The sequence below is a fragment of the Desulfosporosinus orientis DSM 765 genome (assembly GCF_000235605.1).
GTDB lineage: Bacteria > Bacillota > Desulfitobacteriia > Desulfitobacteriales > Desulfitobacteriaceae > Desulfosporosinus > Desulfosporosinus orientis.
Map to the genome: position 1 here is coordinate 3,396,341 of NC_016584.1, position 19,047 is coordinate 3,415,387.

Annotated in this window: 19 protein-coding genes and 1 riboswitch; of the genes, 8 read left to right on the plus strand and 11 right to left on the minus strand. The window is 41.4% G+C overall.

The window, feature by feature from the left end; genetic code table 11:
- Window positions 1–36 precede the first annotated feature (36 nt).
- The 6 genes from DESOR_RS15840 to DESOR_RS15865 all read left to right on the plus strand — a co-directional run bounded on the left by DESOR_RS15840 (window position 37) and on the right by DESOR_RS15865 (window position 5,235).
- Window positions 37–603: a GNAT family N-acetyltransferase gene (locus tag DESOR_RS15840; protein ID WP_014185588.1), complete on the plus strand. Its 567-nt coding sequence runs from the start codon at window positions 37–39 to the stop codon at window positions 601–603.
- Between the two features lie 51 nt (window positions 604–654).
- Window positions 655–768, plus strand: a riboswitch (FMN riboswitch).
- 141 nt (window positions 769–909) lie between these two features.
- Complete coding sequence (gene ribD / locus DESOR_RS15845) at window positions 910–2,019, plus strand: bifunctional diaminohydroxyphosphoribosylaminopyrimidine deaminase/5-amino-6-(5-phosphoribosylamino)uracil reductase RibD (protein WP_014185589.1); 1,110 nt, start codon at window positions 910–912, stop codon at window positions 2,017–2,019.
- Between the two features lie 59 nt (window positions 2,020–2,078).
- Window positions 2,079–2,732, plus strand: coding sequence for a riboflavin synthase (locus DESOR_RS15850; protein WP_014185590.1), 654 nt, complete (start codon window positions 2,079–2,081; stop codon window positions 2,730–2,732).
- 39 nt (window positions 2,733–2,771) lie between these two features.
- The gene (locus tag DESOR_RS15855) at window positions 2,772–3,971 is read left to right on the plus strand and encodes a bifunctional 3,4-dihydroxy-2-butanone-4-phosphate synthase/GTP cyclohydrolase II (protein WP_014185591.1); all 1,200 of its coding nucleotides are present in this window, start codon (window positions 2,772–2,774) and stop codon (window positions 3,969–3,971) included.
- Between the two features lie 67 nt (window positions 3,972–4,038).
- Window positions 4,039–4,506: a 6,7-dimethyl-8-ribityllumazine synthase gene (gene ribH, locus DESOR_RS15860; RefSeq protein ID WP_014185592.1), complete on the plus strand. Its 468-nt coding sequence runs from the start codon at window positions 4,039–4,041 to the stop codon at window positions 4,504–4,506.
- A 105-nt stretch (window positions 4,507–4,611) separates the two neighbouring features.
- On the plus strand, window positions 4,612–5,235 hold the full coding sequence (locus tag DESOR_RS15865) for a sigma-70 family RNA polymerase sigma factor (RefSeq protein ID WP_014185593.1): 624 nt from the start codon (window positions 4,612–4,614) through the stop codon (window positions 5,233–5,235).
- A gap of 165 nt (window positions 5,236–5,400) precedes the next feature.
- On the opposite strand, the gene DESOR_RS15870 is transcribed toward DESOR_RS15865, so the two are convergent.
- The 10 genes from DESOR_RS15870 to DESOR_RS15915 all read right to left on the minus strand — a co-directional run bounded on the left by DESOR_RS15870 (window position 5,401) and on the right by DESOR_RS15915 (window position 16,537).
- On the minus strand, window positions 5,401–5,598 hold the full coding sequence (locus DESOR_RS15870) for a spore coat protein (RefSeq protein WP_014185594.1): 198 nt from the start codon (window positions 5,596–5,598) through the stop codon (window positions 5,401–5,403).
- A gap of 16 nt (window positions 5,599–5,614) precedes the next feature.
- Entirely contained in the window at window positions 5,615–5,824 is a 210-nt protein-coding gene (locus DESOR_RS15875; protein WP_014185595.1) for a hypothetical protein, read from the minus strand.
- Between the two features lie 200 nt (window positions 5,825–6,024).
- A complete protein-coding gene (locus tag DESOR_RS15880; protein ID WP_014185596.1) occupies window positions 6,025–7,788 on the minus strand; it encodes a UbiD family decarboxylase in 1,764 nt (587 codons plus the stop codon).
- Window positions 7,789–7,800: 12 nt separating this feature from the next.
- A complete protein-coding gene (gene lpdD, locus DESOR_RS15885; protein ID WP_014185597.1) occupies window positions 7,801–8,205 on the minus strand; it encodes a prenylated flavin chaperone LpdD in 405 nt (134 codons plus the stop codon).
- A gap of 228 nt (window positions 8,206–8,433) precedes the next feature.
- Window positions 8,434–11,034 carry an ATP-dependent chaperone ClpB gene (gene clpB / locus DESOR_RS15890; RefSeq protein WP_014185598.1) on the minus strand — a complete coding sequence of 867 codons (2,601 nt, stop codon included), beginning with the start codon at window positions 11,032–11,034 and terminating at the stop codon, window positions 8,434–8,436.
- A gap of 32 nt (window positions 11,035–11,066) precedes the next feature.
- Window positions 11,067–12,053, minus strand: a complete 987-nt coding sequence (locus tag DESOR_RS15895; protein WP_014185599.1) for a DnaJ C-terminal domain-containing protein — start codon at window positions 12,051–12,053, stop codon at window positions 11,067–11,069.
- 301 nt (window positions 12,054–12,354) lie between these two features.
- Complete coding sequence (locus tag DESOR_RS15900) at window positions 12,355–12,630, minus strand: diacylglycerol/lipid kinase family protein (protein WP_174275428.1); 276 nt, start codon at window positions 12,628–12,630, stop codon at window positions 12,355–12,357.
- A gap of 251 nt (window positions 12,631–12,881) precedes the next feature.
- On the minus strand, window positions 12,882–14,633 hold the full coding sequence (locus tag DESOR_RS15905) for a phospho-sugar mutase (RefSeq protein WP_014185600.1): 1,752 nt from the start codon (window positions 14,631–14,633) through the stop codon (window positions 12,882–12,884).
- A gap of 153 nt (window positions 14,634–14,786) precedes the next feature.
- Entirely contained in the window at window positions 14,787–15,374 is a 588-nt protein-coding gene (locus DESOR_RS15910; RefSeq protein WP_014185601.1) for a flavodoxin family protein, read from the minus strand.
- 359 nt (window positions 15,375–15,733) lie between these two features.
- Window positions 15,734–16,537 carry a GNAT family N-acetyltransferase gene (locus tag DESOR_RS15915; protein WP_042332364.1) on the minus strand — a complete coding sequence of 268 codons (804 nt, stop codon included), beginning with the start codon at window positions 16,535–16,537 and terminating at the stop codon, window positions 15,734–15,736.
- A 240-nt stretch (window positions 16,538–16,777) separates the two neighbouring features.
- Between DESOR_RS15915 and DESOR_RS15920 the strand changes: the two genes are divergently transcribed.
- Window positions 16,778–18,091 (plus strand): M18 family aminopeptidase, encoded by a 1,314-nt coding sequence (locus DESOR_RS15920; protein ID WP_042332366.1) that lies wholly within the window; start codon window positions 16,778–16,780, stop codon window positions 18,089–18,091.
- Window positions 18,092–18,179: 88 nt separating this feature from the next.
- On the opposite strand, the gene DESOR_RS15925 is transcribed toward DESOR_RS15920, so the two are convergent.
- Window positions 18,180–18,422 (minus strand): hypothetical protein, encoded by a 243-nt coding sequence (locus tag DESOR_RS15925; RefSeq protein WP_014185604.1) that lies wholly within the window; start codon window positions 18,420–18,422, stop codon window positions 18,180–18,182.
- Window positions 18,423–18,683: 261 nt separating this feature from the next.
- On the opposite strand from DESOR_RS15925, the gene DESOR_RS15930 reads away from it, so the two are divergent.
- Window positions 18,684–18,980: a zinc-ribbon domain containing protein gene (locus tag DESOR_RS15930; protein WP_014185605.1), complete on the plus strand. Its 297-nt coding sequence runs from the start codon at window positions 18,684–18,686 to the stop codon at window positions 18,978–18,980.
- Window positions 18,981–19,047: the final 67 nt, after the last annotated feature.

Consider the following 19,047-nt stretch of genomic DNA (forward strand, 5'->3'; position numbering starts at 1 on the left):
AATTGAGTTTTAAAACTATAATTGAGGGGTTTTGTAATGTTAAAAGGTAATAAAACGATAATCCGTGCTGTTGAAGAAGATGATATTCAGGACCTCTATCAATGGTATAATGATCAAGAGGTTAATCTTTGGTCTAGTGGAGCTTGGCCCCTGAATACCCTACATAACAAAGAACAGATAGCTGCAAAGTTTCTTGATGGAGGTCCCGATATTTATCGGTACTCCTTATTAACAGAGAATGAACAGCTTATCGGATCAATAGGCTTTAAAGATATTAATGTACCGGCCAGATCCGTATCAATTTATATTGTTATCGGCAATAAATCCTACTGGGGTAAAGGTTATGGTACGGATGCCTTAATTACTTTTTCGCGATTTCTTTTTACGCAGTGGAATTTCCATCGCATTTCTCTCGATACATGGTCTGAGAATACCCGAGCAATTTATGCCTATCAAAAAGTAGGGTTTAAAATCGAAGGCCGTCAACGAGAGGCTCGTTTTGTGTTAGGCAGCTATCATGATTCTATTCTCATGGGTTTATTGCGAAATGAATTTCTTGAATTGCATGGTACAAAGGATTATAAAGTAACTGGTAATTTATAGGGTTGCTAAAATTGGGAGTCTGAAGTAAACTATAAACAATTACAAAAAGTAGAAATCCTCTGGGGTTGGGTGAGATTCCCTACCGGCGGTAAAGCCCGCGAGCCTTTGGCAGATCTGGTGAAATTCCAGAGCCGACAGTTAGAGTCTGGATGAGAAGAGGAACAGTTTAATGGCGTTTATACGCTTTTATTATCCTGTGTCTTTATTCAGCACCTAGAGAATGATAGGTGCTTTTTTATTTCTACTTTTGTACTTTTGCACCTTTTTGGAGACACTAAATTATGATCAATTTAGAAAGGGATTTTCATGAGCCAAACATATTCTTCTGATAAAATTGATGAAAAATTTATGAGAAGAGCCTTTGAACTTGCGATCATGGCCTTGGGCAGAACCAGCCCCAATCCCCTGGTTGGGTGTGTTATTGTCCATGATGACCAAATTGTTGGTGAAGGCTATCATCATAAAGCCGGAACCCCCCATGCTGAAGTCCATGCTCTTGCCGCTGCGGGTGATAAGGCTCATGGTGCAACTGCTTACGTTACCTTAGAACCATGTTCTCATTTCGGACGAACACCACCTTGTGCCGATGCCTTAATTCGTGCTCAAGTTCATAGAGTTATAATAGCCATGGAAGATCCTAATCCTCTTGTTGCCGGCCAGGGTATCAACCGCCTTCGTGAAGCCGGAATTCAAGTTGAAGTTGGCTTGCTCAGGGAAGAAGCTTTGCTGATGAATGAAGTCTTTGTTAAGGCAATTACAACAGGTTTACCTTTTGTAGTTTATAAATCGGCCATGACTTTAGATGGAAAAATAGCTACTGAAACCGGTGATTCCCAATGGATTAGTAATGAAGCTTCGCGGAGCTATGTACATGAGCTGCGTGACCGCTATGATGTTATCCTTGTAGGAAGTGAAACAGCAATCCACGATAACCCTGCTCTCACTTGCCGTCTTCCCAATGGTAAAGACCCGATTCGCTTAATTGTTGATGGAATGCTGCGTATTGACGAACATGCTCAAGTTCTAAATTCTTCCAAACAAAGTCCCTGTATCATTGCAACTTCACGGTCAGCATCAGAAGAGAAACTTAATCGTTTTAAAAACCTTGAACATGTAGAGGTATGGCAATACGATGTTGAAAGATATGTTCCTCTTAATATGCTAATGCGAGATCTTGTTCATCGCGGCTGGACAAGCGTTTTACTTGAAGGCGGCGGCAAGCTGGCAGGTGCCTTTTTGCAAGAGAAGCTTATCGATAAAGTCGAATTATTTATCGCTCCAAAATTCATCGGAGGGAATGGCCCCTCTCCCCTCTCGGGTCTCCATATTCAACGCATGGCTGATGCTATTATGCTCCATAATATTAATGTTGACATTCGCTCAGGAGATCTTCATGTTTGGGGATACATCCGCTAAAGCTCTTTGATAATGTTCATTATATTTCTTGAAACCAGATGCATTAGGGAGGAGATAACATGTTTACCGGAATAGTAGAAGAACTAGGCATCATCCGCTCTCTTCGCCTCTTGCCGGATTCAGGTCAGCTTACCATAGAAGCAAAAAAAGTTCTGGAAGGAACACAAATTGGAGACAGTATTGCTGTTAACGGAGTTTGCTTAACGGTTATCTCATTAAGCGATCATCAATTCACTGTTGATGTCATGGCTGAAACCTTAGAGAAAACCAATCTGGCTGAATTAAAAAACGGCAGTCATGTCAACCTAGAACGTGCTTTACAGCTTCAATCCCGTCTAGGCGGGCATTTAGTCAGCGGACATGTCGATGGTATCGGCAGTATACGGAGAATCGCCCCCTGGGGTATTGCCCAAGTTTATGAAATTAATGCCCCACCTGCCCTTCTTTCGTATATGCTTCCAAAGGGATCCATCGCCATAGATGGAATCTCTTTAACACTGATTGATGTGGAAGAGGATTATTTTTCAGTTTCGTTAATCCCTCACACGTTTAAGGAAACTACTTTAGGATTAAAAGGAATTGGTAAAAGTGTCAACCTTGAAACAGATCTGATCGGAAAATATGTAGCCCGTCTTATGGGGATTAATAAACCCTCGGGCAAAACAAAATCTAATCTTTCCCTTAGTTTTTTAGCGGAGAATGGATTCATTTAATTACGAACTATTAATTTGAACTAGAGGAGTGAAAGACTAATGTTTAATACCGTAGAAGAAGCTATCGAAGATATACGTCAAGGTAAGATGATTGTGATGGTGGATGATGAGGACCGCGAAAATGAGGGCGACCTTGTCATGGCAGCCGAAATGGCGACCCCTGAAGCCATTAATTTCATGGCAACCTATGGCCGGGGATTAATATGCGTTCCATTGACCAAAGACCGAATCCACGCTTTACAACTCGAACAGATGGTAACCAACAATACTGATCCTCACGGTACAGCTTTCACTGTCAGTGTGGATGCAGTGACCAGTACCACAGGAATATCTGCTTTTGAACGTGCGGAAACGGTTAGAGTCCTTGTAAATCCTAATAGCAAGCCCTCTGATTTGCAGCGTCCCGGACACATTTTCCCCCTTCAGGCTCGGGAAGGCGGAGTTTTAGTTCGTGCAGGCCACACAGAAGGCTCAGTGGATTTGGCTCGTCTTGCAGGACTCCAGCCTGCAGGTCTAATCTGTGAAGTTATGAATGAAGATGGAACCATGGCCAGAGTACCTGACTTGAAATTATTTATTCAGAAACACAACCTAAAGATGATTACTTTAAAAGATTTAATCAGTTATCGTCGACAATCTGAGAAACTCATTGAAAGAGTTGAGAGTATTCATCTGCCCACAGGCTTTGGTGATTTTCGTGCTGTAGGCTACCTTAGCATTCTCGATAAAGAGGAACATGTGGCTTTAGTCAAAGGAGACGTGGATGATGGGAAGCCTGTCCTTGTCCGAGTCCACTCCGAGTGTCTGACCGGAGATGTTTTTCACTCCCGCCGCTGTGATTGCGGAGACCAGCTTGCCGCAGCCATGGACGCAATAGAACGTGAAGGACGAGGAGTACTGCTCTATATGCGTCAAGAAGGGCGCGGGATTGGCTTGTTAAATAAATTAAGAGCCTATAAACTGCAAGAAGAAGGAAAAGATACTGTCGAAGCCAACCTCGCTTTAGGCTTTCCAGAAGACTTGAGAGATTACGGTGTAGGCGCTCAAATTTTAGCAGATCTTGGGATTTCTCAAGTACGCTTAATGACCAATAATCCAAGGAAAATCGTTGGTTTGGAAGGATATGGTATGAAAGTCGTGGAACGAGTTCCTTTAGAAGTATCAAGCAAACCGGAAAACACTAAATATCTCTGTACTAAAAAGCAAAAAATGGGACACTTTTTGACTGAAGTACTTTAATCCCCTGCAATGGTCAAAATTAAGAACTTCTAAATACTAAACTGGCTAGTGAAAGGATGTATTACAAATGAAAACATTTGAAGGAAATTTATTGGCAGAAGGTCTTAAGATAGGAATTATTGCAGCCCGTTTTAATGAATTCATTACCAGTAAATTAGTCTCCGGAGCAATGGATGCACTGCGCAGACACGGTATCCTCGAAAATGACGTAGAATTAGCATGGGTACCGGGAGCTTTTGAAATTCCTTTAGTCGCGCAAAAAATGGCCCTCTCTAATAAATATGATGCCGTTATATGTCTTGGAGCCGTTATCCGTGGAGCCACTCCTCATTTTGACCTGGTTAGCAACGAAGTAAGCAAAGGCATCGCCCAAGTTGGCTTACAAACTGGAATCCCTGTCATCTTTGGAGTATTATCAACAGACAGTATTGAACAAGCCATTGAACGTGCCGGAACCAAGGCTGGAAATAAAGGCTTTGATGCTGCTATGACAGCCATTGAGACAGCAAATTTGATAAAATCTTTTAAATCATAATTTCCATAGTTTGGTGAGTTATCCACAAAAATATCCTTGTCAAAGAGCATAAAATTCATTAAACTTTAATGTGCTTGCCTATTTTATGACAAGGAGTTGAGTGCCATGACTTCGAACATTAGCACCTTAGATGTTAAGGAAACTACTCTGCTAGAAGCTGCGCGCTCAGGTAATAAACGCGCTTTGAATGAGATAATTCAATATTATGAGCCTGAAGTTCGCATGATTGCGTCTAAATATTTTTTACCCAGAGCTGATTTTGATGATCTAATTCAAGAAGGACGAATTGCAATTTACAGAGCCATCATATCCTACGATGAGGATTCCGGAATTCCTTTCCTTCATTTTTTAAGAATGGTCATTAAACGGAAACTTATAGACAGTCTCCGTAAATACACCCGGCAAAAACACACAAACTTAAATGAAGCGTATTCTCTCAATAACGTTGTCTCTGATTCTGAGGACACAAGCTTCTTGGAGTTATTACCCAATGTTGAAGATCCGGCGTCAACGGTTATCGCTAATGATGAAATATGCTCCATGATCCAAGATTTGAATAAAAACTTATCAAATCTCGAGCGTTTAGTATTTGAGCATTATTTCATTCACGGATTTAAACAACGTGAAGTATCCGAACACTTAGGACTGCACCCCAAATCATTAGATAATGCAATCCAACGAATTCGCCATAAGACAGCACTCTATCGTTCACGGAAAGCAGTAGGTTGATTAATGTTTTAAGGTAAAATAAAGAACCGGGAATTTTCCCGGTTCTTTATTTTACTATCGAAATGAATAAACCTTCGATATAACCTTATAGCGGCGCATAAGTGCAACTATGGCAGCCGCCCGCCTTACTTGGAGCGCCAGCCGAGTTTTCACCAATTTATGGCATTAAGCTATCCCGCCGCTTTGGTTAATTAATTTGCTAACCTTACTATGAGCGTTAGTCGCTTCATTAGCTAAGCGTAAGTATATATCTCTTAGACTTGCATTATGAGCCCGAGTGGCTAAAGTCATATAGCCCATTGCTGCAGCGGATGCGTCTTTTTCGTAATCATAAAGCATATCTAAATCTGTAAATTGACTCACGTTGTTTTCCCCCTTTCTATTGGAGCTCAACAATTCCCCTCTTAAAGTGCCCTACTACATCATCCAGTGCTTTAGCCTGTTCTTTAAAAAATCCTTTAACAGCAGGGTCTTTCGCCATTTCATTATACAGTTGGCACTTTTTCATCGCAGTTTCGGTTTCAATAACACTTCTGGTTAACATACCTTGGTCAAGGACTTTCTTAGTTTCGATTTCATTCAACTGCATCTAGATCCCTCCTTTATGAAATTTGTTTTTACATGACAGTTTCAGGATGTGTAAATAAACCTTAAATTATTCTTGATTCTAGAAATAAATTCCCCATAAGTAGCTAAATACTAATAAGCAGAATTTCTAAATCAATGATGCTCGGATCAGAAATTCTGCTTACTTGTCTCTTTATCGAAGCTTGTTTGAGTATAATCGCCTTAATAAAATCCGTATTCTTTCCAGCGACGGTTAACAAGTTTGACTGTTGTTTCATCTGGCAATACTTCACCCGGATAGCCTGGTTTCATTCGAGCATCAATTAATATTGGGCCGCGGTAAACCAAGCGGTGTTTAATAATTTCCGTTGAAGCGTAAATATCATGTGCAGGATCAAAACGAGTGAAAACTTGCCAAAGAAATCCTGCACTATCTGAGGCTAAATTCAAATCATCAACTAAAATCACCAGAGGCCATTCCTTAAAGGATCCAAATTGGAGCTGCTGTAGGACATCCTCAGCCAGTTGAGGTGATGATTCAAATGAAGGAGCTTCAATTAATAAGCAGCCTGCACAGAATGACCTGATTCTGAAAACTCCAGATAAGGATGCTTCCGGAGGTTGGATAGGCAGTTCTCGCTTAGGTTTGCCTAAGCCGAGCATGATCGCCTTGCTCCCATGATTTAGACGCCTGCCAGTATAATCCAGAGTATCCATGGAGGTTTCGTGAAGGACTAATAAATCTGATTGCGGTTCAAACCGAGCTAAAACTGTTTCCAGAAGGTTTTTAAAGTCTTGTAAATTAAGCTGAACATCGGTAAGGATTAAAAATTTCGTTAAAGTAAGCTGCCCTTCACCTAAGATACGGAAAGCATGGGCCAATGCTTCGCGGTGATAGCTCTCCCGAACAACAGCCGCTGCTAAAGCATGAAAGCCTGTTTCAGCGTAAGTCCAAAGTGCCTTGACTCCTGGCATAACAACGGGAAACATGGGAGACAACAATGACTGGAGGTATTCGCCAATAAAGTAATCCTCCTGACGTGGTTTACCTACGACAGTAGCAGGATAAATTGCGTCTTTGCGATGATAGATGGTATGTACATCAAAAACAGGAAAATCATGTGTCAAAGAATAATAGCCATAGTGATCACCGAATGGCCCTTCCGGTTTACGTATGTTAGCCGGTACTTTTCCGCAGATTGCAAACTCACACTCGGATAGGATTGAGTGGGGATGATTGGGTATTTTAGCTTTAGTAAGTTTTTCTCCCATCAAAAATGACGTGAAGATGAGCTCAGGCAGCATTTCCGGAAGTGGCGCTATAGCCGACAGAATCAGAGCAGGCGGTCCTCCTAAAAATAGAGTTGTGGGAAGATCCTGTCCTAAACGTTCTGCCTCATGATAATGAAATCCCCCGCCTTTTTGTATCTGCCAATGAATACCCGTTTGCTGAGAATTATAGATTTGAATGCGGTACATTCCTAAATTATGTTCACGTGTTAAAGGATGTTCGGTATATACAAGGGGCAAGGTAACAAATGGACCGCCATCCTCTGGCCAGCTTGTTAAAACAGGAAGTGTCGTTAAATCTATGCTGTTCTCTTTAATCTCAAGAACCGGAGCCTGATTAGCTTTGATGACACGCATGCCGCTTTTGGCAAGAGAGAGAATCCAATCTTTTTCCTGCCATAAGGTGGATGGCCTAGGAGGCAGCAAGCGATGCAGTGCCGAAACAGCCCGCTTAACTATTTCTTCAGGCTTTGTTCCAACAGCCATATCTACACGTTTTCGTGTCCCGAATAAATTAGTTACAACAGGATAAGGGCTGCCTTTGACACGCTTAAAGAGTAAAGCCGGACCTTCTTTCTCAATGATTCGACGATGAATTTCAGCTAGTTCAAGATAGGGATTGACTTCTGCCTCTATTTCTACAAGTTGCTTCTCTCGCCGGAGAGTTTCAATAAATTGTCGTAAATTTGCGTGCATGGTTTCACCTCTTTATATATTAACCTGCTTAAGCGCAGCTAACCCGGACTCCGCCAGTGATTCACAGTGCCTGATTATTAAACGAAGTTCTTCTTGACTAAGCTTGTCGGAATGGATTCCCGCAGTAACAACTACCGGACAATTCAATTCACGGGCTAATGAATCGGCAACAATCCGGGCTACATCAACATCTTTATGTCCTGGAACAGGTGTTATAAACAGATCTGAACTCCATCCTTGTCCCTTCAGGCTTAGACGAGGCAGCGCCAGAACCACTCCCCCGATATGAGGTTTTTCGCCACCAATAAGAAGGCCATTAATCCCACTCCCCGTATTTTGGAGAGTTAAAGAAATTTGACAGCGGCCCTGCCCTTCTTGACCCTGCCAGGTTGGACAATTTATTGTTTTGTCATGCACTAGTTTCTCCTCACTTTACCTTTCAGCTTATCTCCTTACATTATACCTTTAGTTTCTAAAAGAAGCCAAGATTTCCACTAGTTATTCTGTCCTTACACTTTAAAATAATTGACTGACAATGCATAGCTACACTCTTTCAGAAAAGTATGGAATGTCGGTAATGCTCAGTATGTAAAACTGCAGGTCTTTGAACCTGCAGTTTACTTTTAAAGTTAATTGCCTTACATATTAAATGACTTTTTTTGAAAAAAAGGCGTAGTTTCCAAATTGGTCCACATCAACAAGAATCTCTTGTCCGGGCTTAAATTCTCCTTGCAAAAGTTTAAGGGCTAAGGGATTCTGTAAGCGCTGTTGAATCACTCTCTTAAGCGGTCTTGCACCGTATATTGGGTCATACCCTTCATTTGTAAGCTTTTCCTTGGCAGCATTTGTTAGTTCCAGAGTGAGTTTGTTATCATTCAAACGTTTGCGCAACTGACCGAGCTGGATATTCACAATTTGACCAATATGCTCTCTGCCAAGGGGATGGAAGACAATGACTTCATCAAGTCGGTTCAAAAATTCCGGCCGGAAATAGTGACGAAGTTCTTCATTAATGGCAGACCTTACTTCTTCTTTTGATGCGTTGCGCTGAGTTAATTCTTGAATTGTAGGACTGGCAATATTGCTCGTTAAAATAACAACGGTGTTCTTAAAATTTACATTCCGCCCTTGACCATCTGTTAATCGTCCATCATCTAAAAGCTGCAGCAGTACATTAAACACATCACTATGGGCTTTTTCAACCTCGTCAAACAGAATAACACTATAAGGTTTTCGGCGAACAGCCTCCGTCAATTGTCCTCCTTCTTCATAACCTACATATCCCGGGGGAGCTCCAATTAAGCGTGATACGGTATGCTTTTCCATATACTCGGACATGTCAATGCGAACCATGGCTTGTTCATCATCAAAAAGAAATTCTGCTAATGCCCTTGAGAGCTCAGTTTTCCCGACCCCTGTCGGACCTAAGAAAAGAAATGAACCTAAGGGACGATTGGGATCTTGCAAGCCCGCACGTGCTCGGCGAACGGCATCGGCAACCGCTCGAACAGCTTCATCCTGACCAATCACTCGCTGATGAATTCTCTCTTCCATATGAATAAGCTTCTGCATTTCACTTTCCATAAGCTTCGAAACAGGAACATGAGTCCAAGTCGCGACAATTTCGGCAATATCTTGCTCTACGACTTCTTGTTTTAACAAGGCATTCATGGTAACTTGAAGCCTTTCTTCTGTACTTTTTAGTTCTTTCTCTAAATTCGGTATAATACCGTACTGCAACTCTGCAGCCCGATTATAATCTAATTGCTGTTGTGCCTGCTCCATTAAGGTACGTGATCGATCAACTTCTTCTTTCAACTGCTGAATTCGAATCAAAATTTCCCGCTCTCCCTGCAGTTGAGCCTCCATTCCCGATCGCTCTTCTTTAAGATTGGCCAACTCTTGCTCGATCTTGTCCAGACGTTCCTTACTAGCCTCATCCTTTTCTTTCTTAAGAGCCTCCCGTTCGATTTCCAACTGCATCATCCGGCGCTTGATCTGGTCTAATTCATAGGGATCGCTGGTAATTTCCATACGCATGCGTGCAGCAGCTTCATCAATTAAGTCAATAGCCTTATCCGGCAAGAAACGATCACTGATATATCGGTCAGACAGCACAGCAGCAGCAATAATAGCCCCATCGGTAATCCGCACTCCATGGTGAGTTTCATAGCGTTCTTTGAGACCCCGCAAAATTGAAATCGTATCTTCTACGCTGGGAGCCTCCACCATAATCGGCTGAAATCGTCGTTCTAGGGCAGCATCCTTCTCTATATGCTTGCGATATTCAGTCAAAGTTGTTGCCCCTAGCATACTAAGCTCCCCACGGGCGAGCATCGGCTTAAGCATATTACTGGCATCCATAGCCCCTTCAGCAGCTCCTGCACCAACCACAGTATGCAATTCATCAATAAACAAAATAACATCTTCACGCTCTTTAATTTCCTTAAGCACGGCTTTAAGGCGTTCTTCAAATTCTCCCCGATATTTAGCACCTGCAATCATAGTTCCCAAATCCAGAGCAATTACTTGCTTATCTTTTATCGCCTCAGGAACGTCCCCTCTGACAATCCTTTGCGCTAATCCCTCGACAATTGCGGTCTTGCCAACTCCCGGCTCACCAATCAACACAGGATTATTTTTAGTACGTCTGGATAAGGTCTGAATAACCCTGCGAATTTCTTCGTCACGCCCAATAACCGGGTCAAGACGTCCTCTCTGCGCCAGTTGCACCATATTAAGCCCATATTGCTCCAGGGCAGCGTACGTGCCTTCTGGGTTAGGGCTAGTGACCCTTTGTGTTCCTCTGATCTCCCGCAATGCCTGAAGCAAGCTTTCACGTGTTAAACCGTTTTTGCGCAGGATTTGATCGGCAGCCCCTCCGGCTTTTTCGAAGATTCCCAGCAATAAGTGTTCAGTGCTGACGTATTCATCACCAAAAGTTGCCATTTCGTCGTGAGCTGCCACTAAGGCAGTTCTTAAACGAGGGGAAATGCTCATTTGAACATTAGAACCGCTGATACGAGGAAAGCGGTTGATTTCTTGACGAATTGTCTGAATTAAAGCACCTACAGCAATGCCGAGTTTAGTCAGTACTTGAGGTACAACTCCTTCTCCTTGCTCTAATAAGGAGAGTAATAAATGTTCTGGTTCTACTAAGCTGTTCCCATTGCGTTCTGCCATTGTTTGCGCATTAGCAATTGCCTCCTGGGATTTCTGAGTAAAACGGTTAGTATCAAATGACATAATTCTTCACTCCTCTCAAGTTAAGTTAATCCTTATACATTGATTCCTCGTTTCTTAGCCAAATCACGAAGAGTTGACAGTTCGTTCTCACTAAGGTTGTCCGGAAGAGTAATTAAAACTTCTACATAGAGATCTCCTTGTTGAGAAGGTTTTTCCAAATTCGGCATACCTTTTCCTTTCAAACGGAATTTCTTGCCGCTTTGGGAAAGGGGCGGAATTTTTAAGAGGAACTCTCCGCCAAAGGTTCGAACACTGACTTCGCCGCCCAGAATCGCCCGATAAAAGTCGATAGAAACCTTCGTTTTTAAATTGTCGCCATCACGTTCAAATTGTGAATCCTGGGTTATGATTATCTTCAGATAAAGATTACCGGCTTTTCCGCCTGCAAATCCTGGATGCCCCTGACCCGCAAGCCGTACTTTTGATCCAGTACGCACCCCTTTTGGAATTTTGGCTTCAATTTGCTTTTCACCTGTACGAATAACCCGGGTAGTCCCGCTATAAGCTTCTTGGAGAGTAATTTGTACTTCTACTTCAATATCCTGACCTTGCTGAGTACGTCCTACATTCGATGCTCCTGCAAAGCCAGAGTTTTGCCCCGCAGCTCCCCCAAAAAGTGTTGAGAAAAAATCAGAAAATCCTTCTCCTCCAAAACTAAAGCCGCCCATTCCTCCTGAGCCACCAAAGATGTCCGCAAAATCTTCAGGAGACATGGTATAGGTATAACTGCCTCCGCTGGGATTTGACTGCCATCGATCCCAATTATAGTTTCCACGGCCTCCACGAGCTTGCCATTGTTGATAATCCTGCCGCAGCTCATCGTATTTACGACGTTTTTCAGGATCACTTATCGCTTGATAAGCTTCAGTTGCTTCTTTAAATTTTTCTTCGGCCGTTTTATCACCTGGATTGGCGTCAGGATGATATTTTTTGGCCAGCTTCTGATATGCTTTTTTTATAGTTTTATCATCAGCATCAGCTGAAACACCAAGAACAGCATAATAGTCTTTAAAATCCATACTCTCACCTCATATTCCTCATGCCTTTTAACATGTATCCTTTCTTGCATATAATACTATTTTTCCTTCATGACAAAATTATAATCCTTTTTTTCCGGAAGGTCAATATTGGTCAGACTTTTTCTGACCAATATTGACCTTCCGGAAAAAACTATGCAAATTGCACTCTAAAGTTAGAACTCCGCCACAGAGACAAAGCCGAGTTGTCAAAATGCCTAAGTACTATGTATAGTGAAAAGTAAAAAAAGCATCCCATTCCACCTTGCTGCAAAATGGAATGAAACGCTTTGAGGTCGTTGAATCAAATTTGAGGACACCATAGACAAAGTCGACTGGGGTCTAGCTTGAAATGAATCGATCCTCGCCCTGGCTGTTCACCGTCAAGATCAAGGAGAACCGTCTCTTCCGAAGTGATTCTTATTGTCTTGCCGCGATACAAACTTACTCCCGGTATTTTTTGATGCGTACCTCGATAAATCTTCGGAATATGCCTCACAATCGTCCAAGCAGAAAAATTCCCCAAAATAACAACATCAAATAAACCATCATCAAGTTTAGCGTGGGGGGCAATCATCATACCTCCGCCAATGTACCTCTATTGGCTACCATAACACTGTTTAAGCGGCCTTGACAAATTAAATTCCTATCAATTTCACATTTCATGAATTTATTATGGTAGTTCAGCTTGCGGATTAATCAACTGATGGTCTGAGAAGTAGCCATTAACCACTTCATTCATAGTCTCGTCTCCTCCAACAGATATTACGCACGTAACCGGCTTCTAGGGTTTGCTATGAAAAATTCTTATATCTTCTTCACCTCGGGATATTAAGCTTCAATGACAGATCTAATTTTCGCAATCCGATTCATAACCTCATCTTTAACCTTTGTCAGACTATCCTTTGCTGCGGTCAAGTTGTCTGCCTTGACGGAAAAGTAAAATTTAATCTTAGGTTCTGTTCCGGACGGCCGCACCATCACAAATCCTCCACCGACAAAGGAATACCTTAATACATTTGAACGAGGAAGCTGAAGATCATAGGTCTCTCCAGTTGTCGAATCTTTTCTAACTCGACGCTCATAATCGTCAATTTTAGCAACAGGGATTCCACTCAGCTGGGATATCTCTTCCTGTCGGAAAGAATCCATGATCAAAGCCATTTCTTCTTTCCCACGCTTGCCTGCAAGTACAAGAGATTCTTGATCATCAAGATAGTAGCCAAATTTTTGATATATGTTCTCAAGCACATCAAAAAAATTAATCCCTTCAACCTCTTGATAATAAAGGGCTGCTTCCGCCAAGATGACTGAAGCAATAATGGCATCTTTATCTCTTACAAAGTCTCCTGCTAAATAACCATAGCTTTCTTCAAAACCAAATTGAAAGGTTCCCCAGCCACCTTCTTCCATTTCCTTTTCTTTTTCAGCAATGAACTTAAATCCAGTCAGAACATTTTCAACACGAGCCTGGAAATAGTGGGCAACCTCATCGGCTAAATCCGTTGAGGCAACCGTTTTAATAATAGCAGCATTGTCAGGTAGAGCTCCTAAAGCCTTTTTCTGAGATAGCACATAATAAGTTAAGACAACACCAATTTGATTTCCCGTAAGCTGAACATAGTCACCTTGATGAGTACGTAAAGCTACACCTAAACGATCAGAGTCGGGATCCGTAGCTAAAAGAAGATCTGCATTCAGCTTTCTCCCATACTGTTTGGCAAGCTCAAAGGTAGCAGGAATTTCCGGGTTAGGATAGGGTACGGTGGTAAAATCCGGATCAGGGTTCTCTTGTTCTCTCACAACGCTCACGGAACTAAATCCAAGTTCTGATAATGCTCTGCGCACCAGGTGATTTCCTGCTCCATGGAGAGGTGTATAAACAATCTTGAGCTTTCCGCCTTTTAGGGCATCTAAATCAGGATGTAAGGCCAAACTTTTTACGCGGTTAAGATATGTACTATCAATTTCTTCGCCTATGATTTGTAATAATCCCTGTTGTTTAGCTTCAGTGATTGACATGGGCTCAATTCCCAGCCAATTTTCCCGGGCTTCAATACGTGCCAGAATTTGGTCAGCTTTTGTCGGAGGTACTTGCCCGCCATCCTCCCAATATACTTTATATCCATTGTAAGTTTTGGGATTATGACTTGCCGTTATTACGATACCTGCCAGAGCCTTTAACTGACGTACGGCAAAAGAAAGTTCCGGCGTAGGACGCAGGGCATCAAAGAGGTACACTTTTATCCCATTTTGAGCAAGTACCAATGCGGCTTCAAGAGCAAATTCCGGAGAATACCTACGAGAATCGTGAGCAATCACAACACCCTGCTCCATTCCTTCAGGCCCATGATCACAAACACATTCTGCCAACCCTTGGGTTACCTTGCGAATAACATATTTGTTCATTCGATTAGTGCCTGCACCAATAATTCCTCTTAAACCGCCGGTTCCGAATTCCAAGTCGGTATAAAAACGATCCTCAATTTCTTGCGGATCAGTGATTCCTCTTACCTCTAAACGCGTTTCTTCATCAAAATAGGGATTTTCAGACCATAAACGATAGCGATCTTCGATGTTCATTTTCATTAATCCTCCTTGAAAAACATTGAATTTGACTTAAAGACCCTCACACTGATGTGAGGGCGAATGGATAATCTTCCCTTTTAAATGAGTATAACATATTTCAGACAATTTAGATACGGGTCTCCCTGCTCTCAATTTTGAACTCCCTTGTTATCTACGTTCCATTAAGAGAGTCTCGGTTTTCCTGCGGACTTCAGCAAAGAAATCAGGGTAATCGGCGATTTCTCCGGCTTTATCCACTCCATTGTATAAACAGGTCTGAGAATATTCGATATCCAACATCGTAAATAAAGTCTTAATGGAACGTTCCGCACACTCGAATACATAGGGGAATTTGGTGCCAGCCGTTGAGATGAACATCCCTGCCCGCTTCTCCCCAGACGGATTGACTATTGATTGTTGATGAAGATATTTACGAGCCCAAAAGGGCTGCATTCTATCGATCATGATTTTAGCCTGAGCATTGACACCCATAAAATATATAGGTGCCGCAATTATTAGACGATCAAGAACTATTAATTTATCTTGAAGTATGGCAATATCATCGTTAATAACGCAAACTCCTTTAGCTGAACAAGCACCGCATCCCCGGCATGGGCTCATATTTAATTCAGACAGGTACACTACCTCAGTGTGATGTCCTTCTTCTTGAGCAGCATTTATACTCTCTAATAACAAATTTGTAGTGTTGCCCTTACGCCTTGGACTGCAGGCTATACCAAGTACACTAAGTGCCAATTGCATATCACTCCATTCTTATTTGTATTAAAATAATCTTTAGTTTAAAAACTTCAAATCTAAAAGCGAGGTTCTTGAGTTAAGAATCTCGCTTTTAGATTTGAAATCTTTCGCATGAGTATGGGCTAATCAGGTTACACTTTAGAATTAGAACACAGAGCAAACTATCGCTCCCTTTCTTAGATTCTTCTTATACTTCTTGGACTTGAGGGAACAGACTTAAGAGATTCCAGTCCTATAGATTCTAAAATTGCATTTATCAATACTATTTCTCTTTGAGTCATTGAACTCCTCCTTCAAAATTTCTGAATGACATCAAATGAATCGGACTTTAATAGTTTATGTATCTACTCGAAAGATTATGACAGTTCAATGCACATTTCAATTTGTTTAGCACTCGGGATAATTCCGTAATTAAGTAAAAATGAAAAAACCCAATCATTGGGCTGATTCGTAAGTATCAACGACTTCCCACCCCTTCGCAGCATAGTTGGAATCAGCTCTTCCGCTCCTGTCAGGTTCACGCTCCATAAATCCAGTAAGGGGCCGCTTTTGTCACCTGCAAATAAGGCGCCTGCTGTTCCCGCCTGATTGATTAATGCCCATAGATTAGAGTAACGTTTAAGATAGTTCTCTCTGCGCTGCCAAGCCGGTTTGAAAGAAGTAGTTTTACGGATTTTGAAGTACTCTTCAGGAGATGTCTGCTTAAGGGGATGCGCTGTTAAACGTTGTCTATCATATATCGTTCTAGTGGTGGCCCGATAGACATTTAGCTGCCGCATACTTTTAAAACCAACTGTTTGATAAATATTGCGTGCAGGATTCTGTTCCAGAACTTCAAGAAAAATCCTTTGCAGACGCATATAATTGGCAAGATTCAGTTGAGATTTTATAAGCAAGGTAAAAAGACCATAACGACGGTATTCCGGATCGATGCAAGCTCCTGCGATCCAGCCATCCTTTTCCTCAACTGCTAATAAGGCAAAACCAACAACACGCCGTTTATCTAAAATAGCCAGAGAATGCTGCAAAGAGACCTGACTTAAATCAAGCCAAACTTTCATATGATCTTTTGAATATGACATATCATAATAATACCCGCGCCAACAACGATTCCACATTTCTGTGATATCCTGTAAATCACAATTTTCAAGTGTTTCCATACGAGCATCTTTAAGATTTATCTCCAAATCAATCCCACAATTCTATTTTAAATCTACATTTAATTTTTATCACTTTTCGATAATACAGCACTTATATCCTTTAATTTCAAAAAAATTTTTAGAAGGAAAAAAAGTTTTATTGGCGAAAGTGTTAACTTTAATCAGCCATGTTTCCCTTATATCTTGGCCTTGATAGCCAAAGTTATATATAAATGAAAGGTGGGCCTAAAATTGTCTTCAATGTATTTAAATGAAACTGAAAAAGCATTTGCTCAAGAACTACTAGATTTTATTCATGAAAGCCCCTCATCCTTTCATGCTGTTGAAAGCATAAAGAAGATTCTTGTCCCCCAAGGATTTCAAGAGTTATCTTTTGCTGAAAAATGGAACTTGACCAAGGAGGGGAAATATTTTGTCACTCACAATAATTCTGCTTTAATTGCCTTTGTGATCGGCAAGGGTGAACCTAAGCAACACGGATTTCGCATCATCGCAGCCCATACGGACAGTCCGAGCTTTCGGATTAAAACCTTACCGGAGATATCCGTCGAAAGTCATTATTTGAAATTAAATTTAGAAACCTATGGAGGTCCTATTCTTAATACCTGGCTGGACCGTCCGCTCTCCATAGCGGGCCAAATCATTCTTCGTGGAAAGTCTCATTTTCAGCCTCAAAAAAAACTCATTAATACCGATCAACCCTTGCTGGTGATCCCAAACCTTGCCATACATATGAACCGCAAAATTAATGAAGGCATGGAACTAAATCGACAAAAGGATATGTTGCCGTTATTAGCTCAGATTACTGAAGATTTGCAAAGTAAAGGTGCAATCACTCATTTCCTTGCGAAAGAACTGGAATGTTTACCTGATGATATTCTTGATTTTGATTTGTTTCTCTATGAATCTGATAAAGGGTGCTTTGTAGGACTGCAGCAGGAGTTTATCTCCAGCCCTCGTCTAGATGATTTAGCCATGATTCATGCTGGAACTTACTCTATTGCCAAAGCTAAACCATCGTTAACAACCCAGATCCTCGCTTGCTTTGATCATGAAGAATGCGGCAGCACTTCAAAGCAAGGTGCCGCCTCACCTCTTCTCTCTAATGTTCTTGAAAGAATACTGCTGGCACAAGCTAAAGACCGGGAAGACTATTTTCGAGCCTTAGATCATTCCTTTCTAATTTCAGCCGACATGGCTCATGCTCTGCACCCTAACTCAACTGAAAAACATGATCCTATTCATCATCCCATCCTGAATGGCGGCCCAGTGATTAAAATTAACGCTAACCAGAGTTACACTACAGATGCAGAATCTGCTGCTGTTTTTAAATCTCTTTGTCAGTCAGTGAATGTTCCTGTTCAAACATTTTTTAACCGTTCCGATGAACGAGGCGGTTCCACAATTGGGCCAATCAGCAGTCAGCATCTGCCAATTCGTTCTGTTGACATTGGTAACCCCATCCTGGCTATGCATTCAGTGAGGGAACTAGGAGGTGTCAAAGACCACCTGGCCGTAACAAAGGTATTTAATGCGTTCTATGAAGAGGCATAAAGACTGCTCTTCTCATGCAATATAAGTATAGTTTTTATCATCTAAGATAACTAGATGATAAAAGTACTATTATGGGTAGCTCCTTTGTCTATAATTCAATCATTGATAAAACACATTTTCGGATAAATTCAGGAGCATATTTATTATGTACAGCCACAACCTGATCAGTTGCTGGATTAATTGGTAGAAAAACTGCAACAATGTCGTCAAAATTATAGATCTTCTCTCCACTGGATTGGCATACTAAATAGCCGTTCTGATTAAATATCTCTTCAAGATTTTGCATTCCAATAATTCTTTTAGGAATAGTATTAATCTCATAATTTTTCATAGTCATCATCCCCAGTCTTTCAGGCTCCAAAAATGTCTTTAAACTTATTGTTATGCAAATACACCGAAGTTATGATGGAGATTTGCCAGAAACTCGCCACTTATGGAAGCATTGACTAATTTTTGACAGTTCGATATAATTAAGTTGCTCGAAGTACTTGAGGAATTTAGAAAGTCAAACAACCTTCTCGATTGCCTAAGGCTGTGGGAAGATTCTGAACTTCCCATGTCGCGGGTAAATTTAAATTTCGGAGGTTTTTTAATGTTTAGTGACAAGATCTTAGTTTGTAAAGAATGTGGCCGTGAATTCGAATTTACAGCATCTGAACAAGAATTCTATGCAGAAAAAGGGTTTACAAATGAACCTGGCCGCTGCCCAGAATGCCGTGCTGCTAGAAAAAATAGAAATAACGGCGGTTTTTCGCGCCAACCCCGTGAAATGTTTCCTGCAGTTTGTGCAACTTGCGGAAAAGAAACTACCGTTCCATTCCAACCTTCCGGTGATCGACCGGTCTATTGCAGGGATTGCTTTCAACCTCGTTCACGCAACAACTGGTAATACAGTCTTCTTTCTGACTTGAATAGAAAACCCTTCCTATAAATTTAGGAAGGGTTTTTCTGTGTTC

Bases quoted from the DNA above. Each gene is read 5' to 3' on its own strand.
- DESOR_RS15920 (WP_042332366.1), top strand. From the start codon at position 16,778: ATGTATTTAAATGAAACTGAAAAAGCATTTGCTCAAGAACTACTAGAT.
- DESOR_RS15930 (WP_014185605.1), top strand. From the start codon at position 18,684: ATGTTTAGTGACAAGATCTTAGTTTGTAAAGAATGTGGCCGTGAATTC.
- DESOR_RS15915 (WP_042332364.1), bottom strand. From the start codon at position 16,537: ATGGAAACACTTGAAAATTGTGATTTACAGGATATCACAGAAATGTGG.
- ribD (WP_014185589.1), top strand. From the start codon at position 910: ATGAGCCAAACATATTCTTCTGATAAAATTGATGAAAAATTTATGAGA.
- DESOR_RS15905 (WP_014185600.1), bottom strand. From the start codon at position 14,633: ATGAACATCGAAGATCGCTATCGTTTATGGTCTGAAAATCCCTATTTT.
- DESOR_RS15880 (WP_014185596.1), bottom strand. From the start codon at position 7,788: ATGCACGCAAATTTACGACAATTTATTGAAACTCTCCGGCGAGAGAAG.
- DESOR_RS15850 (WP_014185590.1), top strand. From the start codon at position 2,079: ATGTTTACCGGAATAGTAGAAGAACTAGGCATCATCCGCTCTCTTCGC.
- DESOR_RS15855 (WP_014185591.1), top strand. From the start codon at position 2,772: ATGTTTAATACCGTAGAAGAAGCTATCGAAGATATACGTCAAGGTAAG.
- DESOR_RS15865 (WP_014185593.1), top strand. From the start codon at position 4,612: ATGACTTCGAACATTAGCACCTTAGATGTTAAGGAAACTACTCTGCTA.
- DESOR_RS15895 (WP_014185599.1), bottom strand. From the start codon at position 12,053: ATGGATTTTAAAGACTATTATGCTGTTCTTGGTGTTTCAGCTGATGCT.
- DESOR_RS15875 (WP_014185595.1), bottom strand. From the start codon at position 5,824: ATGCAGTTGAATGAAATCGAAACTAAGAAAGTCCTTGACCAAGGTATG.
- DESOR_RS15840 (WP_014185588.1), top strand. From the start codon at position 37: ATGTTAAAAGGTAATAAAACGATAATCCGTGCTGTTGAAGAAGATGAT.
- ribH (WP_014185592.1), top strand. From the start codon at position 4,039: ATGAAAACATTTGAAGGAAATTTATTGGCAGAAGGTCTTAAGATAGGA.
- clpB (WP_014185598.1), bottom strand. From the start codon at position 11,034: ATGTCATTTGATACTAACCGTTTTACTCAGAAATCCCAGGAGGCAATT.
- DESOR_RS15900 (WP_174275428.1), bottom strand. From the start codon at position 12,630: ATGATGATTGCCCCCCACGCTAAACTTGATGATGGTTTATTTGATGTT.
- DESOR_RS15925 (WP_014185604.1), bottom strand. From the start codon at position 18,422: ATGAAAAATTATGAGATTAATACTATTCCTAAAAGAATTATTGGAATG.